Annotated in this window: 26 protein-coding genes; 17 read left to right on the forward strand and 9 right to left on the reverse strand. The window is 39.1% G+C overall.

Annotated elements, in window-relative coordinates; genetic code table 11:
* Positions 1-56: 56 nt before the first annotated feature.
* Positions 57-1,811, reverse strand: coding sequence for an ABC transporter ATP-binding protein (locus tag GJ691_RS13405; RefSeq protein ID WP_154367706.1), 1,755 nt, complete (start codon positions 1,809-1,811; stop codon positions 57-59).
* A 185-nt stretch (positions 1,812-1,996) separates the two neighbouring features.
* Here GJ691_RS13405 and nusB point away from each other — a divergent pair, with 185 nt between their 5' ends.
* The 3 genes from nusB to yajC are packed head-to-tail and all read left to right on the forward strand — an operon-like array spanning position 1,997 to position 3,774.
* On the forward strand, positions 1,997-2,944 hold the full coding sequence (nusB, locus tag GJ691_RS13410; RefSeq protein ID WP_154367708.1) for a transcription antitermination factor NusB: 948 nt from the start codon (positions 1,997-1,999) through the stop codon (positions 2,942-2,944).
* A 41-nt stretch (positions 2,945-2,985) separates the two neighbouring features.
* Positions 2,986-3,456, forward strand: coding sequence for a DUF1573 domain-containing protein (locus tag GJ691_RS13415; protein WP_154367710.1), 471 nt, complete (start codon positions 2,986-2,988; stop codon positions 3,454-3,456).
* 21 nt (positions 3,457-3,477) lie between these two features.
* Positions 3,478-3,774: a preprotein translocase subunit YajC gene (gene yajC, locus GJ691_RS13420; protein ID WP_154367712.1), complete on the forward strand. Its 297-nt coding sequence runs from the start codon at positions 3,478-3,480 to the stop codon at positions 3,772-3,774.
* A 61-nt stretch (positions 3,775-3,835) separates the two neighbouring features.
* Here yajC and GJ691_RS13425 read toward each other — a convergent pair whose 3' ends face one another.
* A complete protein-coding gene (locus tag GJ691_RS13425) occupies positions 3,836-4,444 on the reverse strand; it encodes a YdeI/OmpD-associated family protein (protein WP_179955121.1) in 609 nt (202 codons plus the stop codon).
* A 4-nt stretch (positions 4,445-4,448) separates the two neighbouring features.
* Complete coding sequence (gene pepT / locus GJ691_RS13430) at positions 4,449-5,675, reverse strand: peptidase T (protein WP_154367714.1); 1,227 nt, start codon at positions 5,673-5,675, stop codon at positions 4,449-4,451.
* Positions 5,676-5,822: 147 nt separating this feature from the next.
* Here pepT and GJ691_RS13435 point away from each other — a divergent pair, with 147 nt between their 5' ends.
* The 9 genes from GJ691_RS13435 (at position 5,823) to guaB (ending at position 16,179) form a co-directional block, all read left to right on the forward strand.
* The gene (locus GJ691_RS13435) at positions 5,823-8,717 is read left to right on the forward strand and encodes a TonB-dependent receptor (RefSeq protein WP_154367716.1); all 2,895 of its coding nucleotides are present in this window, start codon (positions 5,823-5,825) and stop codon (positions 8,715-8,717) included.
* A 253-nt stretch (positions 8,718-8,970) separates the two neighbouring features.
* Positions 8,971-9,405: a hypothetical protein gene (locus GJ691_RS13440; RefSeq protein WP_154367718.1), complete on the forward strand. Its 435-nt coding sequence runs from the start codon at positions 8,971-8,973 to the stop codon at positions 9,403-9,405.
* 95 nt (positions 9,406-9,500) lie between these two features.
* Positions 9,501-10,538 (forward strand): quinone-dependent dihydroorotate dehydrogenase, encoded by a 1,038-nt coding sequence (locus tag GJ691_RS13445; RefSeq protein ID WP_154367720.1) that lies wholly within the window; start codon positions 9,501-9,503, stop codon positions 10,536-10,538.
* Positions 10,539-10,683: 145 nt separating this feature from the next.
* Entirely contained in the window at positions 10,684-11,310 is a 627-nt protein-coding gene (locus GJ691_RS13450) for a LysE family translocator (RefSeq protein ID WP_154367723.1), read from the forward strand.
* 33 nt (positions 11,311-11,343) lie between these two features.
* A complete protein-coding gene (locus GJ691_RS13455) occupies positions 11,344-12,210 on the forward strand; it encodes a hydroxymethylglutaryl-CoA lyase (RefSeq protein WP_154367725.1) in 867 nt (288 codons plus the stop codon).
* 138 nt (positions 12,211-12,348) lie between these two features.
* Positions 12,349-13,527: a porin gene (locus tag GJ691_RS13460; protein WP_154367727.1), complete on the forward strand. Its 1,179-nt coding sequence runs from the start codon at positions 12,349-12,351 to the stop codon at positions 13,525-13,527.
* A gap of 110 nt (positions 13,528-13,637) precedes the next feature.
* Complete coding sequence (locus tag GJ691_RS13465) at positions 13,638-14,141, forward strand: FMN-binding protein (RefSeq protein ID WP_154367729.1); 504 nt, start codon at positions 13,638-13,640, stop codon at positions 14,139-14,141.
* Entirely contained in the window at positions 14,141-14,641 is a 501-nt protein-coding gene (locus GJ691_RS13470) for a hypothetical protein (protein ID WP_154367731.1), read from the forward strand. Before GJ691_RS13465 ends, GJ691_RS13470 begins: the two co-directional genes overlap by 1 nt.
* Before the next feature lie 65 nt (positions 14,642-14,706).
* Complete coding sequence (guaB, locus tag GJ691_RS13475; RefSeq protein ID WP_154367733.1) at positions 14,707-16,179, forward strand: IMP dehydrogenase; 1,473 nt, start codon at positions 14,707-14,709, stop codon at positions 16,177-16,179.
* Positions 16,180-16,255: 76 nt separating this feature from the next.
* Here the strand turns inward: guaB and GJ691_RS13480 are convergent, their stop codons facing one another.
* Positions 16,256-16,789 (reverse strand): thioredoxin family protein, encoded by a 534-nt coding sequence (locus GJ691_RS13480; RefSeq protein ID WP_154367735.1) that lies wholly within the window; start codon positions 16,787-16,789, stop codon positions 16,256-16,258.
* 61 nt (positions 16,790-16,850) lie between these two features.
* On the reverse strand, positions 16,851-18,092 hold the full coding sequence (gene lysA / locus GJ691_RS13485; protein WP_154367736.1) for a diaminopimelate decarboxylase: 1,242 nt from the start codon (positions 18,090-18,092) through the stop codon (positions 16,851-16,853).
* A gap of 165 nt (positions 18,093-18,257) precedes the next feature.
* Here lysA and GJ691_RS13490 point away from each other — a divergent pair, with 165 nt between their 5' ends.
* The 3 genes from GJ691_RS13490 to GJ691_RS13500 all read left to right on the forward strand — a co-directional run bounded on the left by GJ691_RS13490 (position 18,258) and on the right by GJ691_RS13500 (position 20,779).
* Positions 18,258-18,899 carry an LON peptidase substrate-binding domain-containing protein gene (locus GJ691_RS13490; protein WP_154367738.1) on the forward strand — a complete coding sequence of 214 codons (642 nt, stop codon included), beginning with the start codon at positions 18,258-18,260 and terminating at the stop codon, positions 18,897-18,899.
* Between the two features lie 70 nt (positions 18,900-18,969).
* On the forward strand, positions 18,970-20,163 hold the full coding sequence (gene sucC, locus GJ691_RS13495) for an ADP-forming succinate--CoA ligase subunit beta (RefSeq protein WP_154367740.1): 1,194 nt from the start codon (positions 18,970-18,972) through the stop codon (positions 20,161-20,163).
* Between the two features lie 277 nt (positions 20,164-20,440).
* Positions 20,441-20,779, forward strand: coding sequence for a hypothetical protein (locus tag GJ691_RS13500; protein ID WP_154367742.1), 339 nt, complete (start codon positions 20,441-20,443; stop codon positions 20,777-20,779).
* A 45-nt stretch (positions 20,780-20,824) separates the two neighbouring features.
* Here the strand turns inward: GJ691_RS13500 and GJ691_RS13505 are convergent, their stop codons facing one another.
* Positions 20,825-21,214, reverse strand: coding sequence for a DUF1456 family protein (locus GJ691_RS13505; protein ID WP_154367743.1), 390 nt, complete (start codon positions 21,212-21,214; stop codon positions 20,825-20,827).
* A 284-nt stretch (positions 21,215-21,498) separates the two neighbouring features.
* Here GJ691_RS13505 and GJ691_RS13510 point away from each other — a divergent pair, with 284 nt between their 5' ends.
* A complete protein-coding gene (locus tag GJ691_RS13510) occupies positions 21,499-21,900 on the forward strand; it encodes a TerB family tellurite resistance protein (protein ID WP_154367746.1) in 402 nt (133 codons plus the stop codon).
* Between the two features lie 177 nt (positions 21,901-22,077).
* Complete coding sequence (locus GJ691_RS13515) at positions 22,078-22,503, forward strand: Hsp20/alpha crystallin family protein (protein WP_154367748.1); 426 nt, start codon at positions 22,078-22,080, stop codon at positions 22,501-22,503.
* Positions 22,504-22,723: 220 nt separating this feature from the next.
* On the opposite strand, the gene uvrB is transcribed toward GJ691_RS13515, so the two are convergent.
* From uvrB to GJ691_RS13530, 3 genes are all read right to left on the reverse strand, one after another.
* Positions 22,724-24,712 (reverse strand): excinuclease ABC subunit UvrB, encoded by a 1,989-nt coding sequence (gene uvrB, locus GJ691_RS13520; protein WP_154367750.1) that lies wholly within the window; start codon positions 24,710-24,712, stop codon positions 22,724-22,726.
* A gap of 178 nt (positions 24,713-24,890) precedes the next feature.
* Complete coding sequence (locus GJ691_RS13525; protein ID WP_154367752.1) at positions 24,891-25,724, reverse strand: ABC transporter permease; 834 nt, start codon at positions 25,722-25,724, stop codon at positions 24,891-24,893.
* Positions 25,725-25,736: 12 nt separating this feature from the next.
* Complete coding sequence (locus GJ691_RS13530; protein ID WP_154367754.1) at positions 25,737-26,639, reverse strand: ABC transporter ATP-binding protein; 903 nt, start codon at positions 26,637-26,639, stop codon at positions 25,737-25,739.
* Positions 26,640-26,773: the final 134 nt, after the last annotated feature.

Below are 26,773 nucleotides of genomic sequence, written 5' to 3' on the forward strand. Positions count from 1 at the left end.
AATTAGTGTCCAATCCTCAAAATTGGAAAAAAAAAGCGTAGTTAGCAACAATATTGTCAGTTTTCTTTTTCAGAAAGTTGATGTAAATAAAGTTCTTTGTAGTATCCTTCAACACTGTTCAGTTTTTCGTGTGTTCCGGTCTGTAATAACCTGCCTTGGTCCAGTACCAGAATCTTATCCGCATTCTTCGCTGAAGATACACGATGACTTACGATTATCGTTGTTTTTGCCTTAGAGGCTTTTTGTAGATTATTGAGTATTGTTTCTTCGGTTTCGGTGTCGACAGCGGATAGGCAATCATCGAACAAATATATTTCCGGATCCTTTAAAAGAGCCCTTGCGATAGAGATACGTTGTTTTTGTCCGCCACTTAAAGTAATTCCACGTTCACCTAAAACCGTATCGTATTGTTTGTTGAATTCTATGATGTTGTTATGCACAACGGCGCTCTTCGCAACTTGTATTACATCCTCATCCGAAGCTTTATCGTTACCGAATTTGATATTGTTCCTTATGGAGTCCGAAAAAAGGAAAGCATCTTGGGGTACCGCCCCTATTGACTTGCGTAAACTTGTGAGGTTTAGTTTTTTGATAGGGGTGTCATCAACTAGGATCTTACCAGAGTCAACATCATATAGCCGTGCTATCAAATCCAGTATAGTGGATTTGCCAGACCCTGTTTTACCCAATATGGCAACGGTTTGCCCTTCTTCAATGGTGAAAGAAATATTCTTGAGCGCTTCAATATTGGTGTCTTCGTACGTATAACTTACATTTTTGAACTCTATTTTTCCTTTTATCGGGGTATCTTCATCAACTTCATTTATGATTTCGGGTCTTTCTTTTAAGAATTCGTTGATTCTCTTTTGGGAGGCCTCCGCACGTTGAATGATCGAGGTCAACCATCCTACAATGGCAACAGGCCATGTGAGCATATTAACATAAAGTACGAATTCGGCAATAACACCAACAGAAGCTATTTCCCCTTTTATATATTGTTGTCCCCCGATATAGATAACAAAAATATTGCTGATACCGATAAGTAATATCATAAGGGGGAAAAACCATGCATTAACCTTTGCAAGATCCATGCTCTTTTGTTTTCCTTCCAAGGCCAAGGCCTTTAACTCCTCGTTGATCTGTGGTTCTATCGCATACGCCTTAATCACCGATACACCGGAAAAAACTTCTTGGGTAAAGGTTGAAAGGGTCGAAAGATACTCCTGTACTACCGTACTTCGTTTGTGTATGACCTTACTTATTTGATAAATAAGCACCGAAAGAATAGGTAGGGGAATTAAAGTGTAGGCCGCTAAGGTAGGGGCCGTAAAGAACATTATTGGTATGATACATGCGAACAACGTAATGGTGTTTATACCATACATAAGTGCAGGGCCTGTATACATACGTACTTGACTCACGTCTTCGCTGATACGGTTCATTAAATCACCGGTCCGGTTTTTTTTGTAAAAACTAAGGCTTAAAAATTGATAGTGATCAAATATTTCGTTTTTAAGGTCATATTCGATATAACGGGAAACATAAATGATCGTTTGTCGCATCAAGAAGGTGAAGAATCCCGATAATAAAGCAGCCCCGATGATTATTAGAATGAACTCCAATAACCTTTCCTTTGCCAATTCTTGTGTAATTTCCCCTTTTATGAAGTTCTCTACTGTGGTTATCGATTTTTGGACATATGAGGGCATGACCAACTGGAAAATCTTGGCAACGACCGTAATGATCATTCCTACCAAGAGTTTTAACCAATATTTTTTAAAGTATTTATTAAGATGTTTGAGTTCCTTCATAAAGCTTGTCGGCTGAGTGGGTTCGTTACGAACAAACCATTCGCCAAAGATAGAAGTTTGACTTAAAAACAGATGTTATAAAATTTATAAATAAGATAATAGTTGTAATAGGGGGCATAGATTAAAAAATGATTTCTATTTTTGCGGCTTAGAATGTAAACCAATCTTAAAAAAAGTTCTTCGAAATGCTTACAAGAAGGCACATACGCGTTAAGGTGATGCAATGTATTTATGCATTGACCCAGTCAAAGGATGATTCCCTTGAAAAACAGGAAAAATTTTTAAAAGTAAGCATAGAGAACATGTACTCGCTCTATTTACTTATGCTCAGTTTGCTGATAGAGATTCGACAATTGGCAGATGAGAAGGTAAAGCTTTCCTCTAAAAAGTACATGGCAAATGATGCCGATGCATTTCCAGATAACCAAAAGTTCGTAAACAACAAATTATTGTTGCAATTGGCCAATAATGAAAGATTGAAAGAAGCACTGGAAAAAAGGAAATTACAAAACTGGTATTTGAATGAAGAGTATGTAAAGTTGATTTATAAAGAGATTACCGAGAGTGAGGCTTATCTCGATTATATGAAAATACCTTCTAGAACCTATAAAGAGGATAAAGAATTGATCGCAGGGTTGTTCAAGGAGATCATTGCCCCAAATGAAAAGATCTATGATTATCTTGAAGATGATAAGTTGACTTGGGTAGATGATATCCCTATTGTAAATACATTTATCTTAAAGCAATTCAAAAAAATAAAGGAGGATCAAAATGAGTCCTATTTTTTACCAAAGCTTTTGAAAGATGATGAGGATATGGTATTCGCCAAAAGATTATTATCCAAAACGTTGTTGAACAACGGTAAATGGGAAAAGGAAATAGAGGGTAAAACTCCGAATTGGGATAAGGACCGTATAGCCGACATTGATTCTATTTTATTGAAAATGGCCATATGTGAATTGCTTAACTTCCCCTCGATACCCGAAAAAGTGACCATAAACGAGTTTTTAGAGATCGCCAAAGAATATTCTACACCAAAAAGCAGTATTTTCATTAATGGTATCCTCGATAAATTGGTAAAGGAATACAAATCCGAAGGGAAACTTAACAAGGTGGGGCGCGGACTATTATAAATTAATTCTTTAATTTTGGATTCAATTAAAAATATTAATCAATGAAAAGAGCTATTTTAGGTTTAGGACTAGTTGCGATGCTGGCTTTTGTTTCTTGCAAGGAAAATGCATCGAGCAAAGTAAAAACAGATAATGTTGCCGTTGCAGCTGAGCGAGATGAAGCAGCTAAACTTGTTCCTGTAATGGAATTTGAAAAGGTTGAGCATGATTTTGGTACGATCGTACAAGGAACGCCACAGGAAACCGTTTTTAAGTTTACCAATACAGGTAATGCACCATTAGTGATTACCAAGGCTACCAGTAGTTGTGGTTGTACGGTTCCGAATCCTCCAAAAGAGCCTATCGCACCAGGAGAAGTAGGGGAGTTGAAAGTTAAATTCAACGGTTCTGGTAGAAACCAGATAACAAAGACCATTACCGTAGTGGCGAATACAGTTAAAGGTTCTGAAATGCTAAAAATAAAAGCTTTTGTGAATCCTAAAGATGCAGCGCCATTAGGCCCTGTAAAATAATTAAACCTATAAACAGATAAAATGGGAAGTGGCAGTTTAATGGATTTTCTACCGATGATCCTAATTTTTGTGGTGGCATATTTTTTTATGATCCGTCCGCAAATGAAAAGACAGAAAGATGAAAAAAGGTTCGCCTCCGAACTGAAAAGGGGTGATCGTATAATAACCAAAAGTGGATTACATGGTAAAGTGGTAGAGTTGAATGATAAAGACTCTTCTTGTGTAATAGAAACCATGGCGGGTAAATTGAAGTTCGATAGATCGGCAATTTCCATGGAGATGAGTAAAAAATTGAATACTCCAGCCACTACTAAGTAAAATATTCAATTTTATCCAAATTGTAAAAAAAGCCGATGGTTTCCATCGGTTTTTTTATGGCCTATTGTTTCTTGGGGCGATATAGGTCATTAAGGCCTTTTTCCGCATTGATCATGGGTAGGATCTTTTCCAATCGTGTGAGCTTGGTTTTCATTTGTTTGGCATCTACAATATATTCAACATATTCCCGCTGTTTGTATGGGGTTAAATTGTTAAATTTCTTCTGTGTAACCGGTTCTTTTTTAAAGGCTTGTGTTAGTAGATCCGGAATTGTAAGTTTTTGTTTTTTCTCTTTGGTGGCCGATAATCGCAACCCCTTTTCTTGGTTATATAAAGCCTCTTCAATGTATGCCAGAACGATATTTGAATCGATTTGTTCCACAGCTTCGAATTTTAGATGTCGCATGGCTTGGGTCTTGCCTTTTTGGGCATTGATCAAGAGGCCTTTGGGATCCTTTAAAAAGACACCGTTGAAAAAACCGATACTGAAATGGTTTTTAAAGCGCGAGATCCAGAAGACATTTTTTCCGTGGAGGGTGTAAACTGGGGATTGCCATTTAAAGGTTTCCTTAGCTTTGGTCTTTAAGGCAATATCCCGCAATAAAAGAATACCTCCTTTAAAAAGGTGCTCTTTTTCATAGTATGCTTCTATTTTTGAAGCCTCGTTCACTGCCCTATACTTTTTTGGTTGTCAATTCACAGATTTTAATGATTACGGCCACGGCCTTTATCATGCTCTCAACGGGCACGTACTCATACTTTCCGTGGAAATTATGACCGCCTGCGAAAATATTGGGGCAGGGAAGACCCATAAAACTTAATTGGGAGCCATCTGTACCGCCCCTAATGGGTTTAATGATCGGGGTAATTCCTATTTCTTCCATAGCGGCCTTGGCAATTTCAACTATATGGAAAACAGGTTCTACCTTTTCCCTCATATTGAAATATTGGTCCTTTATTTCCAATGCTATGCATGGACCATGAACGGCATTTAGTTTTTCGGTTATTTTTCGTAACAACTCCTTTCTTTCCTCGAACCTTTCCCTGTCATGGTCTCTAATGATCATTTCAAACTCCGTGTGTTCTATTTCACCTTTAATTTGGTGGATGTGAAAAAAGCCTTCTCGCCCTGTAGTGTATTGCGGTGTTTCCTCTGGAGGTAATATTCCTATGAATTCATTTGCAATACTGATGGCATTGATCATTTTACCCTTGGCATAACCGGGGTGAACACTTTTTCCGGAGACGATAACCTTGGCCCCTGCAGCATTGAAATTCTCATATTCCAATTCCCCTACTTGACTTCCGTCCATCGTATAGGCCCAATCTGCACCGAATTTTTTAACATCGAATTTGTGGGCACCGCGACCAATTTCTTCATCAGGGGTAAAAGCAACGCGAATTTTACCGTGCTTGATTTCCGGGTGCTGTACCAAATATTCCATAGCGGTAACGATTTCTGCTATTCCTGCTTTGTCGTCAGCACCAAGTAAGGTGGTTCCATCGGTTGTAATCAAAGTTTGTCCTTTGTATTGCAAAAGGTCCTCAAAATAATCAGGGGATAGAACAATGTTCTTTTCCTTGTTCAAGATAATATCCTTGCCATCGTAATCCTTGATGATTTGGGGGTTCACATCAGTACCACTGAAATCGGGAGTGGTATCAAAATGCGATATGAAACCTATTACGGGTACCTCCTTGTCGATATTACTGGGAAGGGTGGCCATGATGTAGGCATTGTCATCAATGGTTACATCTTTCATTCCTATTCGTTCTAACTCATAGGCCAATTCCGTCGCTAAATTCCATTGTTTTTCCGTGCTTGGGGTAGTTTGGGAATTGGGGTCACTCTGTGTGTCGATTTTCACATAACCTAGAAAACGGTCGAGAAGTTGCTGCATAAACCTAATATTTTTCCAAAAGTACAATTTTGTTCATTTGTCACCCTCAAAATTTAAGGCCATTTACTTCCCGGTTCCTTTATGTTATCCATCATTTGTAATTAATTACTTACCTTATAATCAGAATAAACTCAAAACAACTCAATTATGAAAAGAAATTATCTAATTTTAATGGCCCTTTTATTAGGGGGCTTAAGTTTTGCCAGTGCGCAAATTTCGGGTACGGTAGTGGATGAGAATGGAGTGCCCCTTGGTGGTGCTTCAGTGGTTAAAAAAGGAACCTCGGTAGGTACTACAACTGATTTTGACGGCAATTTCAAGATTGTTGCCGATATGGGTGATACCTTGGTGGTTTCTTATATTGGTTTTGAAGTAAAGGAGGTTATTGTTGATTCATCGGCAATGAACATTACTTTGACATCAGGAATCCAGTTGGCCGAGGCAATTGTCATAGGTTCAAGGAATCCCAATCGGACAGCTTTGGAGAGCGCGGTTCCTGTTGATGTGATTGATGTTAAAGAATTGAATAATGTTGCCCCTCAGGTAAATCTTAACCAAATACTGAATTATGTGGCACCTTCGTTTACATCGAACACCCAGACCATTTCCGATGGTACAGACCACATAGATCCTGCTTCCTTGCGTGGGTTAGGTCCTGATCAGGTTTTGGTTCTGATCAATGGGAAAAGACGCCATAATTCATCCTTGGTCAACGTTAACGGAACATTTGGCCGAGGAAGTGTAGGTACCGATTTAAATGCGATACCCTCGGCTTCCATCAAACGGTTAGAGGTCTTACGAGACGGTGCTGCGGCCCAATATGGATCTGATGCCATAGCCGGTGTCATCAATATTGTCCTGAATGATAATATTAACGAATTAAGCGTAAATGTTACGACAGGTGCAAATTTCAGTAAAAATGCGAATGATCAAACCGGAGGAGTAGATGGGGAAACGGTGAACGTTAGCGCGAATTACGGATTAGGCCTTGGGGATAAAGGCGGTTTTATAAATTTTACGGGGGACTTCGACTATAGGGAAGACTATAGTAGAATGAAAGAGTGGGAAGGTGATGTGTTCAATCTTTACAATACCGTTGAACGTTTTGCCTTGAATGACGGGTATAATATTGCCAACCTCTTGGATGATGATGTAGATGATGTGATCAATTATGGGAATGAAGCAGGATTGGGTTTGAGCCCGACTGCTACAAAAGCGGAATTACAGGGAATCTTATCGGCCGATAATACCGAAAGTGAGTTAAGCGCTAGAGGACTTGAAAGGAGTGACTTTAATATGCGCGTTGGTCAATCCGCATTAAGGGGAGGAAGATTCTTTACCAATTTTTCCTTACCTCTGGATGATAATGGAACAGAATTGTATTCATTTGCCGGATTAAGTTCAAGAACAGGGAATTCTGCGGGTTTTTATAGACTGCCCAATCAAAGTAGGACTTATACACCCGCTTACATTAATGGGTTTTTACCAGAGATCAATTCCAAAATAACCGATAAGTCTTTTTCTATGGGGATAAAGGGTATGATTTCGGATTGGAATGTTGACTTCAGTAATACCTATGGGAAAAATGCTTTTTTGTATACCATAGGGAATACCTTCAATGCCTCTCTGCAAAATGCTTCGCCGACTGTTTTTGATGCTGGTGGATTCAATTTTATGCAAAATACCGTTAACCTTGATATTTCAAAATTCCATGATGATATTTTGTCTGGTTTGAATATTGCTTTTGGAGCCGAATATCGTTTGGAGAATTATGAGATCGTTGCTGGGGAAGAAGCATCATATGCACAATATACGGCTAATGGCCAGGCAATAACAATTGCTTCGCAGCAAGCCTCCCAAGACTTTTTTGGGGCCTCAAGGCCAGGGGGTTCCCAGGTTTTCCCCGGTTTTAGTCCAAACAATGAACTTTCTAGGGGAAGAAGTAGTGTCGCTGGTTATTTTGACGTGGAAGCTGATATTACCGATTCATTTTTGGCTAGCTTCGCAACTCGTTTTGAAAACTATTCGGATTTTGGGTCGACAATCAATTTTAAATTAGCTACCCTGGTCAAGGCCACTGAAAACATGAACCTGAGGGCAGCATTGAATACAGGGTTCAGGGCACCTTCCTTGCATCAGCTCAATTTTAATTCAACATCAACTATTTTTGATCAAGATGGAAATCCGCAGGAAGTTGGTACGTTTGCGAACGATAGCAGGGCGGCACAGTTACTCGGAATTCCTCAATTAAAAGAAGAGACTTCGAAAAGTATCAGTGTTGGTTTAACCACTAAATTTCCCGAGGCTAACGTAACGGTTTCTTTAGATGGCTATTTTGTAAGTATTGATGATCGAGTGGTTTATACAGGTCAGTTTAGCGGTCCGGGAACCGGAAGTGAATTAGACAACCTTTTGCGACAGGCAAATGCTACGGCGGCGTCCTTTTTTGCCAACGCGATCGATACCGAATCGAAAGGAATTGATGCTGTTGTTACTTGGGATCTTGTAGTGGCCCATAATGCGAAATTGAAAAATACGTTATCCGCTACCTTGTCCAAAACAAAACAGGTAGGGGATATTAAAGCCTCTCAGGTTTTGAGGGATGCAGGATTGGTAGACACCTATTTCCCTGAAGATAGTAGGGTTTATCTTGAGGAAGCCGTTCCAAGGACAAAACTTAATCTTTCCCACATGGTAAATGTCGATAAGATGAATATCTTTTTAAGGAATGTCTATTTCGGTAAGGTTACCGAGGCGACGACTAATGTAGGGCTACAACAGGAATTCAGTTCCAAGGTTGTGACGGATTTATCCATTGGTTATAATTTATCAGAAAGTACGACCATAACAATTGGGGCCAATAACTTATTGGACATATTTCCGGACAGGGCCAAAGAATCCATAAGTTATATAGATTCGAACGGGGATCCCCAAACCGGTACCAATAGAAGTAGTGGACGTTTTGATTGGTCGCGTAGGGCGCAGCAATTTGGAATAGGAGGAAGATTCTTGTTCGCTAGGTTGAGTTTTGCCTTGAGATAGTCGAAAATGTGTTTTATAGGAATAAAGGCCGCCTTTTTGGTGGCCTTTGTTATTTAATGTAACCAGCAGGGTATGTGCCAATGTGTTTTTTGCATTATCAGGAATGGGGGAAGGTATTAGGGGTTGATTGGGTTTAATGTCTTTATGGGAACCTATTAATTCGGTCGATAAGTTGTCGTATAAGCCTTATGTATTTTTAATTTTAAGGATAATATTAGTATTTTGCTATGATACTTTTTTTGATTGAAATAATATGCTGGTAAGAAAATTGTTGTTTTTGGTCTTTGTGTTTGCTGCACAGTTTATAAAGGCGCAGGATGATTGTATCCTCGGTGTCGGGATTACCCCCGATTCTACGTTGATCGAAATTTTCCAACTCAATGAACAACAAACCGAAAAGATAAGGAATTGGAGTGCTGAATTGAAATACCGGAATGAGCTTTTGACCAATCAGGCGGAGAACTTATTGAAACGACATCCACAAAATTCTGTAGGGGAATTAAGTGTTTTGGCCGAAAAGTATAAGGTAATCAGTGATAGTATAACCATAATCCAGCGCATGGTCGATAAGCGTACCTTGAAAATGCTCAATAAGAAACAATACGAGCTTTATCTAAATCTTTGTCAGCAAGCTTTTCGACAGCCTTACAGGGTGATTCCTACAAACTATCGGGATAGTATTCCATAGAAATGATATTAACTTAAATCTGTTGACAAAATTGGGGTTTATAGTGTATTTACTAGTATTGAGTTTGTACTTTTGTCAAAACTCCGTTGTAATTCATGTATAAAATTCTTGTTCGGCCAATTCTTTTTTTAATGGACCCGGAAATGGTTCATCATTTGACATTTTCGATGATACGGATTTTGGGCAAATTAGGCCTCACCAGTTTGTATAAATCAGCTTTTGTGTTCGAGGACAAGGCATTGGAAAAAGAGGTTTTTGGTCTTAGGTTCAAAAACCCGATAGGACTAGCGGCTGGGTTCGACAAAGAAGCCAATTTATTCAATGAACTTTCCGATTTCGGATTCGGTTTTATAGAAATCGGCACATTAACACCGAAGCCCCAAAGTGGTAACCCTAAGAAGCGGATCTTTAGACTAAAAGCCGATGAAGCTTTGATCAATAGAATGGGCTTTAACAACAAAGGGGTCTTTGATGCCGTTGACCGATTAAAAAAGAAACATAAAGTCCTTATTGGTGGTAACATCGGGAAAAACAAAGTGACGCCCAATGACGAGGCTATTAAGGATTATCTCATATGTTTTGATGCGCTTTTTCCACATGTAGATTATTTTGTGGTCAATGTAAGTTCACCGAACACTCCCGGATTAAGGGAGTTGCAAGATAAAGAGCCTTTAACGGCTTTGTTGAAAGAACTTAAGAATGAGAATAGGAAAGTTGCCGCATCCCAATCCAATGGGGCTGAAAAACCGATTTTGTTGAAAATCGCTCCTGACTTGACCGATGATCAATTGTTGGATATCATCAAGATAGTTGAAAATACGAAGATCGATGGTATAATCGCGACCAATACTACCATTGCAAGGGAAGGACTTAAATCCAATTTGTTTTTGACTGAAGAAAAAGGAGGTTTAAGTGGAAAACCCTTAAAGGATAGGAGTACTGAGGTTATCCGATTTTTGTCAGAAAAAAGTAACAAGGCCTTTCCGATTATTGGGGTAGGAGGTATACATTCTGCGGAGGATGCTATTGAAAAACTTGAGGCCGGAGCCGATTTAATACAGTTGTATACGGGTTTTATATATGAAGGTCCTGCATTGATAAAGAGAATCAACAAAGCTCTTTTGGCCAAATAATTTCTGCTTTCGGCGTCATGGGAAGCGATCTTTCTGTCATTCTTGAAAATCGTGTATATATTGTGAAGTTTTCACGAATATAATCCTTTGAAATGGCTTTGTGGCAACCGTATTTGTGTTTGTTTACCAATAACCTATCTGTAAATTGAATTACGATATTCTTACCGCTTTTATATTCGCTTCGGCAGCTTTGGCCATTGCACCTGGTCCGGATATTATCTATGTCTTGATGCAGAGTGTGATAAATGGAAAAAAATACGGTTTGGCTACCGCAAGTGGTTTGGTGTCGGGTTGTTTGGTGCATACTTCTTTATTGGCATTTGGGGTTTCGGCATTGATTAAGGAAAGTGATGCCCTTTTCTTGCTTATAAAACTTTTTGGGGCTTTTTATTTGTTCTATTTGGCATTTAAGGTTTTCAAGAGCGATGAGCATTTGCAACTATCAAATGAAGAAGTACCCAAAAAGGGACTGTTGAAATTGTTTAAACAGGGTTTTTGGATGAATGTGCTTAATCCGAAGGTCGCCATTTTTTACCTAGCATTTTTTCCTGGTTTCCTATTCAGTGATTCTTTGGATACCATTGTTCAATTCTATGTATTGGGTCTTATTTTTATGTTGGTAGCTTTTATTGTTTTTGCTTTGATAGCCCAACTTTCGGGAGCTGTTTCAAAATATGTAAAAGGGCATTCCAAATTAGGGTTCTTCCTAAAATGGCTTCAGGTCGTTGTATTTATCGGTATAGGGTTGTTTATACTATTATCAAATAAATAATAGTAATTTTGAAAAGCTCTCAAAGCGAATAATATGACCGAAAAGGTGAAAATAATCGAATGTCCCAGAGATGCCATGCAGGGGATTAAACCTTTGATTCCAACAGAACAAAAGGCAAAGTATATTCAATCCTTATTAGGATGTGGTTTCGATACCATAGATTTTGGGAGTTTCGTTTCTCCCAAGGCCATACCTCAAATGGCCGATACTGCTGAGGTTTTGAAAATGCTTGACCTTTCGAGAACTACCAGTAGATTATTGTCGATTGTTGCGAATGTAAGGGGGGCTAAGGCAGCAGTGGAACATGATCAAATCTATTATTTAGGTTATCCGTTTTCGATATCCGAAAATTTTCAGATGCGTAATACCCATAAGACCATTTCCCAATCTGTTGACATTTTAAAGGAAATATTAGAGATTGCCAAAGCAAACGGTAAAGAGGTGGTCACATATATTTCCATGGGATTCGGTAACCCATATGGTGACCCCTGGAATGTTGAAATAGTAGGGGAATGGACAGAGAGATTAGCTCAAATGGGCGTACGTATTTTGTCTCTTTCAGACACGGTCGGGACCTCGACCCCGGAGAATATCCACTATTTGTTTTCTAATCTAATACCTCAATATCCCGATATTGAGTTTGGAGCCCATTTGCACACTACACCGACCAAATGGCATGAAAAGGTAAAAGCAGCATATGGGGCGGGCTGTAGAAGGTTCGATGGTGCCATTCAAGGTTTTGGGGGCTGCCCCATGGCCAAAGATGAACTGACAGGTAATATGCCCACCGAAAAAATATTGTCTTTTTTTACAGCGGAAAAGGTCGATACGAATGTGCATTGGATGACCTTCGAGGCTGCCTATAATAAAGCTACGGAGCTTTTCTCCCAATACCATTGATTTACTTTGCTTCTCTAATGGGTTAATAATCAAGTCTATAATTTTTGTTTGTTATTTATAAATAAATTTTGCCTAGTTCAATTTGGGATTTATATTTGCACTTTATTTTAAATAAGTCTAAATAACAACAACCAAGCAATGAGAAAGTCAATAGTTTTTCTAACAGTACTTTTTACCGCATTTTTATCTGCCCAGACCAAGACCGATTCAATTACTTTGAATCCGCAAAAACAGTTGAACGCGGCACAGCGTTTATTATCCGGAAATTATGCTTCGGCGGTAACTATGGGGGCTTATGGTGAAATGCTGTACAACCAACCTGAAGGGGACAATGGGGAGTTGGATGTACAACGATTGGTTTTGCTTGTGGGATATCGGTTTAATGATAAAACACAATTTGTGACTGAAATTGAATTGGAGCATGTTGAAGAAGTTTTCGTTGAACAGGCTTTTGTTAATTATAATGTGGCCAATAATGTGAACTTGAGAGGTGGACTTATGTTGGTGCCAATGGGTATTATCAACGAATTTCATGAGCCAACAACATTCAATGGTACGGAAAGACCTGCAATGGATAATGCAATCGTACCAACTACATGGAGGGAATTGGGGATAGGTGTTAGTGGTCGTTTCAATAACATCTCTTTAGGTTACCAAGCATACCTGTTCAATGGTTTTAAATCTACACTGGCCGATGGTGAAGGAGGTATTTCCGGTGTATTGCAGGGTTCCAACGGTTTGCGTGGGGGTCGTCAAAAAGGGATTAAATCAACTATAGACAGTCCTACACTTTCAACTAAGTTCGATTATTATGGTATACCAGGCTTGCGATTGGGGCTTTCGACCTATTTTGGAAAAACACAGGCAGCGGATGAAATTGAAACCGTTGAAGGAGCGAATATCGGAATTTCGATGATAGGCTTGGATGCCCGTTATGCATATGATCGTTTTACTGCCCGTGGTCAATTCATTCATGCGTCATTGTCCGATACGGATGAATATAATGCCTTGACCGGTGCCGATTTAGGAAGTGCCCTCCAGGGTTGGTATGTTGAAGGTGCCTTTAATTTATTGCCTATTCAAAACGAACAGAAGTTATTTGCATTTGTACGTTATGAGATGTACGATACGCATGCTTCTACGGCTGGTTCCCTCTTGGAAAATGAAGCGTATGACCGCACCGATGTTACAACCGGACTTACCTATCATCTTGCCCCTGGTGTGGTTTTAAAAGGCGATTACCAATTCAGGAGTAATGCCGATGATAATAGTGATGTTCAAGATAGATTGAATTTTGGTATTGGTGTTTGGTTCTAGTAGAATAAACAAAGGGTTATTTTAAAAATAAAAGCCCAAATTTATTGAGATTCATTCTAAATTGATATTTTTACCTTATGCGTTATTCAAATTTTTTAATCGGACTCCCAATGTTAGCTTGTTTTTTGTTGATGGGTTTCGGATTACCAAAAAACATTGAGAAAAAGGTATTTAAAGAGCTGGAAAAGACTTTTGCCCAGGCAGATGTTCAATTGAAGGCTATAAACGTCGAGGCCGAATTGAACTCAAAATTGGCCAAGAAGATCAATGGGGATAATTTTTTTAGGGTAATAAAAGGGGAGGCGAATCTTGGGTATGTTTTCATAGACAAGGCCCCTAGTAAAACTGCAAAATTCGATTATTTGGTCGTATTCGATGAAGATTTGAAAATCGTTCATTCCAAGGTTTTGGTCTATAGAGAGGAATATGGTGGTGAAATAGGTAGCACACGTTGGTTGAAACAGTTTATAGGTAAAACGGTCGGTGATCGCGTAAGTCATGAAACCAATATTGACGGAATAGCTGGGGCAACCATTTCAGTAAGGTCTATGACCTCTGCCGTAGATCAAATTTTACAGACGATAGGCGAATTAAAAGAAAACGAAGTTCTATAATGCAACTGAATTACCGACTTTCCGGATTGCCTAAGGAGGTACGGATTTTTATCGCCTCATTTGTGGTGGTTCTTTCTGTTGGTTTTTATACGGGTTTGTTGTTCGTGAATGAAACAAGTACGGCTTCGCCGAACGGAATCGAGGAAAATTATTTGGGTAATGAACAGGATGAGGATGCCGAAATAATGAAGTTCAAAAAAAGTGATCGTGAAATGTTAACGATCGTCCATACCCATATTCTTTCAATGTCCTTGGTATTTTTCCTTTTAGGTGGTTTGGTTTGGATGACCAATATTTCCGATAAAGCTAAACTATGCCTAACCGTGGAACCTTTTTTGTCGGTCATACTTACATTCGGGGGAATTTATTTTTTGTGGAACGGAGTGGTATGGATGAAGTATGTCGTTATCATTTCTGGTATATTAATGACCTTTAGCTTTATGTTGTCTTCAATTGTGGTGCTTTATACATTGGTTCAAAAACCAAGTCCTTCCCATTAAATACGAACGTACCCCTATATTAGGTATAAAAGTAGTATATTTGCACGCAATTAATCCTTAATTGCATGGAAGCTCACCAAAACAAAATTCTCGGGGAAGGTTTAACGTATGATGACGTATTACTTGTACCTGCATTTTCAGAAGTACTGCCTAGAGAGGTCAGTATAAAAACAAAATTCACTCGAAATATTACGATCAATGTTCCTATTGTCTCAGCGGCAATGGATACGGTTACCGAATCTAGAATGGCGATCGCCATTGCTCAAGAGGGTGGTATCGGTGTTTTGCATAAAAACATGACCATTGAGCAACAAGCAATGAAGGTGCGTAAGGTTAAACGTGCCGAAAGTGGAATGATCTTGGATCCGGTTACCTTGCCTTCTACCGCATTGGTCAAGGATGCCAAGGCCAATATGAAAGAATTCAGTATCGGAGGTATTCCCATTATCGACGATGAAGGTAAATTAATCGGAATTGTCACGAACCGTGACCTTCGGTTTGAGAAGAATAACGAAAGACCGATCGCAGAGGTCATGACTTCGGAAAATTTGGTAACTGTAGGGGAAGGGACTTCTTTGGAGCAGGCTGAAGATATTCTGCAAGAAAGAAAAATAGAAAAACTTCCAGTGGTAGGTCCGGACAACAAATTGATCGGACTGATTACTTTTCGTGATATTACCAAGTTGACCCAAAAACCGAGCGCCAATAAAGATCAATTCGGTCGTCTTCGAGTGGCTGCGGCCTTAGGGGTTACAGCTGATGCTGTTGATCGGGCCGAGGCTTTGGTGAACGCAGGTGTTGATGCCGTTGTCATTGATACGGCACATGGTCATACCAAAGGTGTGGTGAATGTATTGAAGGAAGTGAAAAAGAAATTTCCACAACTGGAAGTTATAGTAGGTAATATAGCAACAGGTGAAGCAGCAAAGTATTTGGTCGAAGCTGGTGCAGATGCCGTGAAAGTCGGTATAGGTCCGGGCTCTATTTGTACTACGAGAGTGGTTGCGGGAGTCGGTTTTCCTCAATTTTCGGCTGTTCTTGAAGTTTCAGCAGCCATAAAAGGTAGCGGTGTTCCCGTTATTGCAGATGGTGGAATTCGTTACACGGGCGATATACCGAAAGCAATTGCTGCTGGTGCCGATACCGTTATGTTGGGGTCCTTGTTGGCCGGTACCAAAGAATCCCCAGGGGAAACGATTATCTATGAAGGTAGAAAATTCAAATCTTACCGTGGTATGGGGTCTGTTGAAGCTATGAAAAAAGGTTCCAAAGACCGTTACTTCCAAGATGTTGAAGATGATATTAAAAAATTGGTCCCTGAAGGTATCGTAGGACGGGTACCTTATAAAGGCGAACTGTATGAGAGTATTCATCAATTCGTAGGAGGTCTTCGTGCAGGTATGGGATACTGTGGGGCAAAAGATATTGAAACCTTAAAGGAAACAGGAAGGTTCGTGAAGATCACCGCTAGTGGAATCAATGAAAGTCACCCTCATGATGTGACCATAACCAAAGAATCACCAAATTATAGTAGATAATTCATTTTCAGGAATTATTGATCATAAAAAAAGAGCTGTTGAAAAACAGCTCTTTTTTATTTGTCGTACATAAAGATTATTTGCTTTGGCCACTATAGGTCTGCCAATCTTTTTCCAGATAAATATTATCCCCGAAATAACGTGCAATATTTAAGAACGGTTCCGGTTTTTGATAACCTGGAACAGGGGACAACATATTCATTTCCTCATCTAGGAAAATGGTGGTCGGGTAACTCATTCGCCCTTGCATCAGTGCGGCAGCGAATTCATGATACCCTTTTCTCCCTGAGGGGACGAAATTATAGGTCTGGCCTTTGAATTCTATGGGTTCCTTACCTTCGCCATCCATCTTTACCATGTAAAAATTATCGGCCATATAGGTAGCAACATCCGGATGCTGAAAGGTATCTTTGTCCATTTTCTTGCACCAACCGCACCAATCGGTATATACATCAATGAAGATTTTTTTGGGATTCTCATCGGTTTGTGCACGTTCCACGGCTTGGTCCCAACTCATCCATTCAACATCCTGTGCATTTCCCAAAAGGGAAAAAAGCCCAACACATAAAAAGAGTGCGAATTTATTTAAAACGGTCATACGTACATTCATTACATTAGGTTTTGCTTCTTAGACGAACTATATCCACAAAGCTAACGAATATTTTAAACCTTTATTTTGCGGCTAATTCTTCTTTGGCGGGGGAGAAGATATCTTTAGGGTCTACTTGGTTTTTTATCAAATCATCAAACGTTTCCCTTTCCCTTATCAAAATAGCTTTTCCTTTATGCCATAGAACCTCTGGTGGCCTAAACCTTGAGTTGTAATTACTGGCCATGGTAAAGCAATAGGCGCCAGCGTTTTTAAAACAAAGAATATCCCCTTCAGAGATTTCGTTGATTCTACGGTTATTGCCAAAAGTATCGGTTTCACAGATGTACCCAACAACAGAGTAGTAACGTTCGCGGCCTTGAGGATTTGAGATATTCTCAATACTGTGGTTGGCTCCGTAAAGCATTGGCCGTATTAAATGGTTGAATCCAGAATCTACACTGGCAAAAACAGTTGAAGTGGTCTGTTTAACAACATTCACTTTGGCTAAAAAGAAGCCTGCCTCACTTACCAAGAATTTACCGGGTTCAAAGGCCAGGGTAAGTTCCTTACCGTATTCCTTGCAAAAAGAATTGAACCTATTGGTTAGTTTATTGCCTAATTCCTCAACATTGGTTTCAATATCACCTTCTTTATAAGGTACCTTAAAGCCGCTTCCAAAATCAATAAAATCTAAATTTTTGAAGTTTTTAGCGGTTTCGAATAGAATTTCCGAGGCGTATAGAAATACATCGATATCCAAAATATCACTACCCGTGTGCATATGAATACCATTGATATTCATTTGCGTTAATTCAACGATCCGTAACAAATGCGGAATCTGATGAATACTTATTCCGAACTTTGAATCAATATGTCCTACCGAGATGTTCGAATTACCTCCTGCCATAACATGCGGATTAATTCGGATACATACAGGGATATCCGGATGCTTACTACCGAACTGTTCAAGAACCGATAAGTTGTCGATATTGATCTGGACACCGAGTTTTGCAGCTTCTTCGATTTCTTCCAAAGAAACCCCGTTTGGTGTGTATATGATCGATTCGGGCTTAAAACCGGCCAATAATCCGAGTTGGACCTCTTGGATGGAAACCGTATCCAAACCGCTGCCCAAACTGTTCATCAATCGTAAAATAGATATATTGGATAGCGCCTTTGCGGCATAGTTCAACCGCAGGTGGTTAACCCCTTTAAAGGCATTCGTTAACCTATTGAATTGTGAGATTATTTTTTCCGAATCATAAACATAGACAGGGTCGCCATATGTTTTTGCGATTTTTAATAAATCAGCATTCTTCATTGTTTTCCTTTTAATTTAGACAAAACTAGGGTTCTAATTCGATTTGCACAAAAAAACGAACTTATACTTTAGAAATAAAACAAAATGTTATAAATATAACCATCGGTGATCGAAAAAGCATTTGTGACAATCATGGTGGAATTGTATTTTAGCCAAAATAGCAGTATGCAATTACCATTTTTTCCCTTAAGATCCATTTTTTTTCCTGGTGAAACCGTACCTCTTCATATTTTTGAAGAAAGGTATAAACAACTTATAATGGATTGTCGAAGTGAGGCCACAACTTTCGGTATCCCTGTATATATCAACAATGAGTTGGCCTTTGGTACAGAGGTGCAGTTGGTAGAGGTAGTGAATACCTATGAAGGAGGGGAAATGGACGTGGTCTGTGTGGGCCGCCAAGTATTCAAGGTCTTATCTTTTCACAATAATTTGCCTAACAAGTTATATGCAGGTGGTGAAGTTGGGTTTTTAGAGGATATATATGATGCCTCGGATGATATTAAAATCAAGGTGCTGGGTAAAATAAAAGTGCTTTATGATCTTATGGAAGAACCTTTTAAGGCTTTGCCGTTAGAGAAATTCAATTTATACGGGTTAATCCATAAAATAGGGCTTTCCTATGAGCAGGAGTATCAACTTTTACAAATACAGAATGAAAGTGAACGGTTTAAATTCGTTGATACCCATCTGAACATAACCATTGATATTTTAAGGGAAATTGATAGGACAAAAGGCGCCATTAAGATGAATGGGGATTTCAAAAACTTTGATCCATTGGATTTTAAGGATTTCAAAATAAATTAAAACGGGGAAATTTCATTAGGGTAGATCCTGTGCGTTTCCTATTTTTGTTTCAAACAGATAATAAAAAAATATGAACCTTCACGAATATCAAGGAAAAGAAATTTTAGAAAGTTTTGGTGTACGTATACAGCGTGGTATAGTGGCACATAGTCCCAAAGAGGCTGTTGCTGCGGCAAAACAATTGACTGCAGAGACAGGAACAGGGTGGCATGTTATCAAAGCACAAGTTCATGCTGGTGGTCGTGGAAAAGGTGGTGGTGTTAAGCTTGCAAAGAACCTTCAGGAAGTTGAAGAGATTGCAGGTAACATCATCGGGATGAACCTGATCACACCCCAGACATCGGCAGAAGGGAAGAAGGTTCACCAAGTATTGATCGCTGAGGATGTATATTATCCTGGAGATAGCGAGACCAGCGAATTTTATATGTCGGTATTATTGGATCGAGGTAAAGGCCGCAACATGATCATGTATTCTACCGAAGGTGGTATGGATATTGAAGAAGTAGCGGAAAAGACCCCACATTTGATATTTACTGAGGAAGTTGACCCTGCTACGGGTATTCTTCCGTTCCAAGCACGTAAAATCGCATTTAATTTGGGATTGTCAGGAACGGCATTCAAAGAGATGACCAAGTTCGTGACATCTTTATACAAGGCTTATGTGGAAAGTGATTCGAACATGTTCGAGATCAACCCGGTTTTAAAGACTTCGGATAACAAGATAATGGCCGTAGATGCCAAGGTTTCTATTGATGACAATGCCTTATATCGAAGAAAACAGTATGCTGAAATGCGCGACTTAAGGGAAGAGAACCCTATTGAAGTTGAAGCAAGGGCTGTAGGTTTAAGTTATGTAGATTTGGATGGCAATGTAGGTTGTATGGTAAATGGTGCAGGATTGGCCATGGCTACAATGGACTTGATAAAAATGGCAGGAGGTGAGCCAGCTAACTTTTTGGATGTCGGTGGTACCGCTGATGCCAAGAGGGTTGAGGAAGCTTTTCGTATTATCTTGAAAGACCCGGCCGTTAAAGCGATATTGATTAATATTTTCGGCGGAATCGTTCGTTGTGATCGTGTTGCCCAAGGTGTGGTTGATGCTTATAAGAATATGGGAGATTCAATTAAAGTGCCTATAATAGTCCGTTTGCAGGGAACCAATGCTGAATTGGCTAAAGAGATAATCGATAATTCCGGTTTAGCGGTTCATTCGGCTGTTCAGTTCCAAGAAGCTGCCGATAAGGTAAAAGAGGTATTGAGCTAAGTAGAAACAACTTAGTTATATTAAAAAAAGAGCGATATTTTAAAATATCGCTCTTTTTTTTGTGCTGTAAGTTTCCGAATTGTTATTTGTTTTAAGTTTTGGTTAAGCCTGTAATTCATGCTGTGGATATTACAGAAACTTGTTTTCCTTTGTTCTCGGATTTAAGAATAACATAAATTAAAATAATGTTAAATGAGGATATTCTTGTAACAATCTATAATCTAGGGCGTCTTTTTAATAATCATCAATTATTCATCAATCATTAAACAAACAAATCATGAGAAAATTAAGTTTAGTATTTGTAGCTGCGATGCTATTAATGAGTGCAAACATTTTAGCGAACGATGCAGTAGGCGAAAAGCCGATTAAGCAATTATCCACACAAATTGGGCAGCTTTTGGAAAATGCCCCCTTGACTTCTGATTTTATTGACCAAACAGCCCAAGTGCGTTTTACCTTGAACAATCAAGGTGAGATTGTGGTTTTGTCAGTAGATACGGATCTTAGGGTATTAGAGAATTTTGTCAAGACAAGATTGAATTACCAAAAGGTAAGTATTGGTAATTTCAAGGAAGGTGAAATGTATACCATTCCGATTAGGATCGCAGGTGCATAATGCTTTAAAAATTTATTGAATCCTGAATTGGGCCTATGGTCTGGTTCAGGATTTTTTATTGCCTTTAGATTGGGAGGGTTTGTTCTTATATTTTACGGGTGAAATATCCTGTTTAAAATCTTTTCGCTTTGCGGATTTAAAATCTCTTTTTTTTGGGGAAACTGCCGGTTTTGCAACCTTGTTCTTTGATAGTGCTTCTCCCGGTGTTGTAGGATTCTCTTTGGTTCCCCTCAGGTGGATGACAAGGCCGTTTAAGAAATTCCTGAGTATTTGGTCTCCACATTCCATATAGTTAGGGTGGTCTTCTTTTCTGAACAGTGCACCCAATTCACTTTTTGTTATATTGAAATCTACTAATTTAAGTATTTCTACAATCTCATCATCCCTTAGCATTAGGGCTACTCTTAATTTTTTAAAAATATCATTGTTGGTCATGTTCGCGATTTTTATTCAATATGGCCGCAAATTAAGGATAGCTCTTGGTATTTCAACGGAAAATGGCAATTTATTATACGAAAGCAAAGTAATATCAGTTATAGCATTGAATATATGGGAGTTACTAGATAAAATTATGGTGTTGGACCATGTGAAAGTACTAGAGGGTGATCCTACATTTTTTTAAAGGTTTGCAGGTCTCCTTTGTCATAGGTTGAACTAGTAAATTTTGCATCGGTTTATTGGGTAATCTGGGATAAACCTAATTTAAAAGGGGAAAGAATATGGCTTCACGTAAAGAAAAACTTAGTATACTTTCGGAAATGATAGCTTTCGCTAAGGTCGATAATAAGGTGAAACCTGAGGAATATGGTTTTCTTCAAAGTGTGGCGGAGCAATTAGGGGTAGAACATAGTGTTTTCGACGGGCTTTTCCATAGAAAGGTCGAGCATGTTATTCCAAAATCAGAGGCTGACCGTATTTTGCAATTTCACCGATTGGTGTTGTTGATGAATGTTGATAACAAGCAAGACCAAATAGAAATAGACCGTATTCATAATGTGGGATTGGAAATGGGGCTACCGCCATCGGCGATAGAGCAGGTTTTGGCCATAATGCACCAATATCCCAATAAAATAGTGCCACCAAAAGTGTTGATCGATATTTTCAAGGCGCATTATAATTGAATATCCACGCACTGATATCCTCTTATATCAATTGAATAATGGTTGTAACATGTTAAAAAGCGTCATATTGTCACAAAAATACTCTAGAAATAAGACATAATGACATTTTATTGGGGTTGGTATATCTTTTGTCCTTTCACAATTGAAATTAAAATTTAACCCTAAAAAATAAATGTTATGAGTTTAGTTAAGAGAAACGATATTTTGTTCCCATCATTAATGAATGAAATATTCAAACCAGACTGGTTTGGTGGTATGGTAAATGAAAATACCAGTGTTCCTGCAGTGAACATCAAGGAAAACGATACCGATTTTGAATTGGAATTAGCTGTTCCAGGTAGAAAAAAAGAAGATTTTAAAATAGAGGTCAATGAAAATGTACTGACCATTTCTTCAGAAGTAAGTTCAGAGAAAAAAGAAGAAAAGGAGAATTATACAAGGAAGGAATTTTCATTCGCTTCATTCAAACGAGCATTCACTTTGCCTGAAACAATCGACGAGGACAATATCAAGGCTTCGTACGAAGATGGAATCTTAAAATTCAATCTACCAAAAAAAGAAGAGGCCTTACCAAAGCCAAAAAGAATGATCGAATTGTCTTAAGGATTTAAAAATATTATGTGGTGTCCTAATTGGGCATGGCATAATGGTTGGTTTGTTGGTTGATACTGATGGGCTGTTAGCAGACATCAGGGTGTTGGTTGCCTGCCTAATCGGGTAAGGACATCAGCATCGGAGAAGCGTCCTGAGCAATCGGGGCGCTTTTTTCGTTTATGTTTTATGATTATTTCGACCAGTGAGCAGGTTTGGATCAATTACCTCCTCAATCCTGTTTCTGTAACATTTTGATTTCATCTCGGAGTTTGGCAGCTGTCATAAAGTCCAATTCTTTGGCGGCTTTTTCCATGGCTTTACGTTTGTCCCTGATCATTTTTTCTATCTGTTCCTTTGTCAGGTAATCCATATCGGGTTCAGCGGCACGTAATTCTTCTTTTTCAAAATGATAGGTAGAAACGGAATTTTTGGCCAGAACACTGTCAAGACTTTTGTTCAAGGCCTTCGGTTTTAGGTTATTGGCCGTGTTATATGCAATTTGTTTTTCACGGCGGTAATTGGTGCCGTCAATAGTCTTTTGCATACTGTCCGTAATTTTATCGGCGTACATGATAGCTTTACCGTTGAGGTGTCTTGCTGCCCTTCCGACGGTTTGGGTCAATGAGCGATTACTTCTTAAAAAACCTTCCTTATCGGCATCCAAAATGGCTACAAGTGAAACTTCAGGTAAATCGAGTCCTTCCCTCAGGAGGTTAACACCTATGAGCACATCGAAAATTCCTTTTCGAAGATCTTGCATGATCTCAACACGTTCCAAGGTATCCACATCACTATGAATATATCTACAACGTACATTTATCCTGGTCAAATATTTGGTAAGCTCCTCGGCCATTCGTTTGGTAAGGGTCGTAACCAAAGTTCTTTCGTCCTTTTCGACCCTTTGTTGAATTTCTTCGATCAGATCATCTATTTGGTTTAAACTGGGCCGTACCTCGATAATCGGATCCAATAAACCTGTAGGGCGAATTATTTGCTCCACATAAACCCCTTGACAAAGTTGTAATTCGTAATCTGCCGGAGTGGCACTAACATAGATAACTTGGTTCTGTAGCATTTCGAACTCTTCGAATTTCAAAGGCCTATTGTCCATGGCAGCAGGTAATCGGAATCCGTAATCGACCAAGTTTTCCTTGCGGGAACGGTCCCCACCGTACATGGCATGCACTTGTGGTATGGTAACATGGCTTTCATCTATTACCATGAGGTAGTCATCTGGAAAATAATCCAATAGGCAGAAAGGACGGGTGCCGGGTTCGCGACCATCCAAATACCTGGAATAGTTTTCAATTCCCGAACAGTACCCCAATTCCCTTATCATTTCCAAATCAAAATTAGTGCGTTCTTCCAAACGTTTTGCCTCGAGTGGTTTGCCGATTTCTTTAAAATAATCGATTTGATGAACAAGATCATCCTGAATTGACCGAATTGCATTTTGAAGAATATCGGGTGAGGTTACGAACATGTTCGCAGGATAGATGTTCAAGTTTTCATAAACCTCGATTACCGAATTGTTGAAAGGGTCGAAAGCTTCTATCTCTTCTATCTCATCCCCAAAGAAATGGATTCTAAAGGCATGGTCCGCATAACTAGGGAAAATATCGACAACATCACCCTTTACCCTGAAATTGCCATTACGAAAATCTGCAGTGGTCCTGGAATAAAGGCTTTGTACCAGCATATGCAATAATTTGGTACGCGCGATAACTTGGTCTTTATGTATGCTGATGACGTTTTTTTGGAATTCAACGGGATTCCCAATACCATATAGGCAGGAGACGGATGCGACTACGAGTACATCCCTTCTACCGGATAGGAGTGAAGAGGTTGCACTTAATCTTAATTTTTCAATATCCTCATTGATCGAAAGATCCTTTTCTATATAAAGACCGGAGGTAGGTATGTATGCCTCGGGCTGGTAGTAATCGTAATAGGAAACAAAATACTCTACAGCATTATCGGGGAAAAATTGTTTGAATTCCGAATATAATTGGGCAGCTAGGGTCTTGTTATGCGCTAAGACCAATGTTGGGCGCTGAACTTCCTCGATTACATTGGCTACGGTGAAAGTTTTACCGGAACCCGTTACACCTAAAAGTGTTTGGTAGGGTTCTTTGGTTTCAATCCCCTTGACCAATTGTTCAATTGCACCGGGTTGATCCCCTGTCGGTTTAAAATCGGATACGACCTTGAATTTCATTTTTTAAAAATACAAAAGGACCGTGATTAAAAAGGGTAAGGATATCTTAAAATTACTCCAAAATAAGAATGTGCTACCTAAACAGCGAATATTCATGGTCAAAATCGAGTAATTGGATTACTGGATCTAGCGCATGGCCTTTGGGTAAAACAATCAATTAATGTTTTTTCGGTAACGGCTAAAGATCCCTTTTTTTCAGGAGTGCATACGACCCGTATATGAAAATTGTCGTCCAGCCCAATACAATCAGTATTTCATACCAATGTACACCATAATCCACATCGATTTTCTCTCCGATTTGATTGGCCACAGATTGTACGGCACTTAAACGGGAAAAAGGTTCATCGATCAATTTCCACATGGCATTTAAGGGGAAAAAGCCCATGACAAAATCGGTAGTATCGCCATCAAAAAGTTTCCAACGTATCATTCCTCTTGCAAATCCTTCAAATACTTGCCATAAAATCAGGAATCCCAGGGCAAAAGCAGAACGTTTTACCAAAATGCCAAGAAAAAGACAAAAAGAGAAAAAACCTAGAAGTTTCACGAAGAAGGCCAACAGGAATTCAAGGTCCGAAAAAATGATACTTATCTCGTTGTAGTCTGAATAAATTAGGCCCAAGATCAGTGAAACCACAAAGACGAATAGTGTGGATATCAAGGAGAAGGATATCACTGTTAAAAATTTGGATAGAATGAACTCTTTTTTCGACAGTCCGTCAATCAAGTTTTGCTTAATGGTCTTGTTACTGTATTCATTCGCCATCATGGATACGATGACGATTGCCAGGAACAGTTTGAAAAATGCGGTAATGAATGTATTGAAATGCCAGATGTAAGGGAAATTGAAAATACCCTGTTCCGCCAAATGGAATTTTATGGGGCCAATATCGAATTTAATCGCGGCTACCAAGGCTATGGAAGTAAGTAAAACAAAATATGCAATGATCAGAATCTTGCTGACCCTATTGTTCCAAAGCTTTATGAATTCTATATGTAATAATCTTAACATGTTATTTTTGGTTTAATTGGCTTGGGTTTTGGTCAGGGCAAGGAATTGTTCTTCAAGACTTTCCTTTCTTTTTACTAAATGGGATAGGATTATTCCTTTTTCCATAAGGCTTCTATTTAATACTTCCGAATTCATTTCTTCCTTAAGAAAAGCTGTGATCAATCCGTTTTCTTGGGTTACCTTCCCGAAACTGTCATTGTTTTCCAAGAATTGTAGCAGGCCGTCGGCATTTCCCGCTTTTAATTCAAAGAAACCGTAGCTCGCCATCATATCATCAACACGACCGGAATATAGTTTTTGTCCCTTTCTAAGAATCACGACATGGGAGCAGACCTTTTCCACTTCGTCCAAGAGGTGTGAAGCCAATAGGATCGTGGTGCCTTGTGAGGCCACTTTTTTTATGATTTCCCTAATTTGGTGAATACCTTGGGGGTCTAGACCATTTGTGGGTTCGTCCAAAATAAGTATCTCGGGATCGTTCAGTAGGGCAGAAGCTATGGCCAAACGTTGTTTCATACCCAAAGAATATGTTCTGAATTTACTGTTTTTACGATCTAGCAACCCTACTAGTTCTAATTTCTCTTCGATCTTCTGTTCGGAAACCTCCTTGATCTTACATACCAATTTTAAATTCTGGATAGCGGTCATGTAGGGATAGAAATTAGGGCGCTCAATAATTGCCCCAACTTTTTTCAACGCCTCATGGGTTGAGGTGCTTCCGTCAAACCAGGCAAATTCGCCTTTGGTACGGTTAACTACATTGAGTACGATGCCCAAGGTGGTGGATTTGCCACTTCCGTTAGGTCCGAGAATGCCATAAACATTGCCTTTTTCTATAGTGAAGCTAAGATCTTTGACAGCGGTTAAATAGCCAAATTTTTTGGTCAGGTTGCTAACAGTGAGAATTGTGCTCAAGTCAAGTTTTTTTGAAGGTTATGTTACTACTTGACGACAAACCTTCACGAATGTTACACTTGATGCTTAATTTCTGTTCACCCTATAGGTGATTCTCCTATTGGTAATGACGGTCGTTGGGGTGATTTTATTCA

This window comes from Maribacter luteus (assembly GCF_009674825.1).
Taxonomy (GTDB): Bacteria; Bacteroidota; Bacteroidia; order Flavobacteriales; family Flavobacteriaceae; genus Maribacter_A; species Maribacter_A luteus.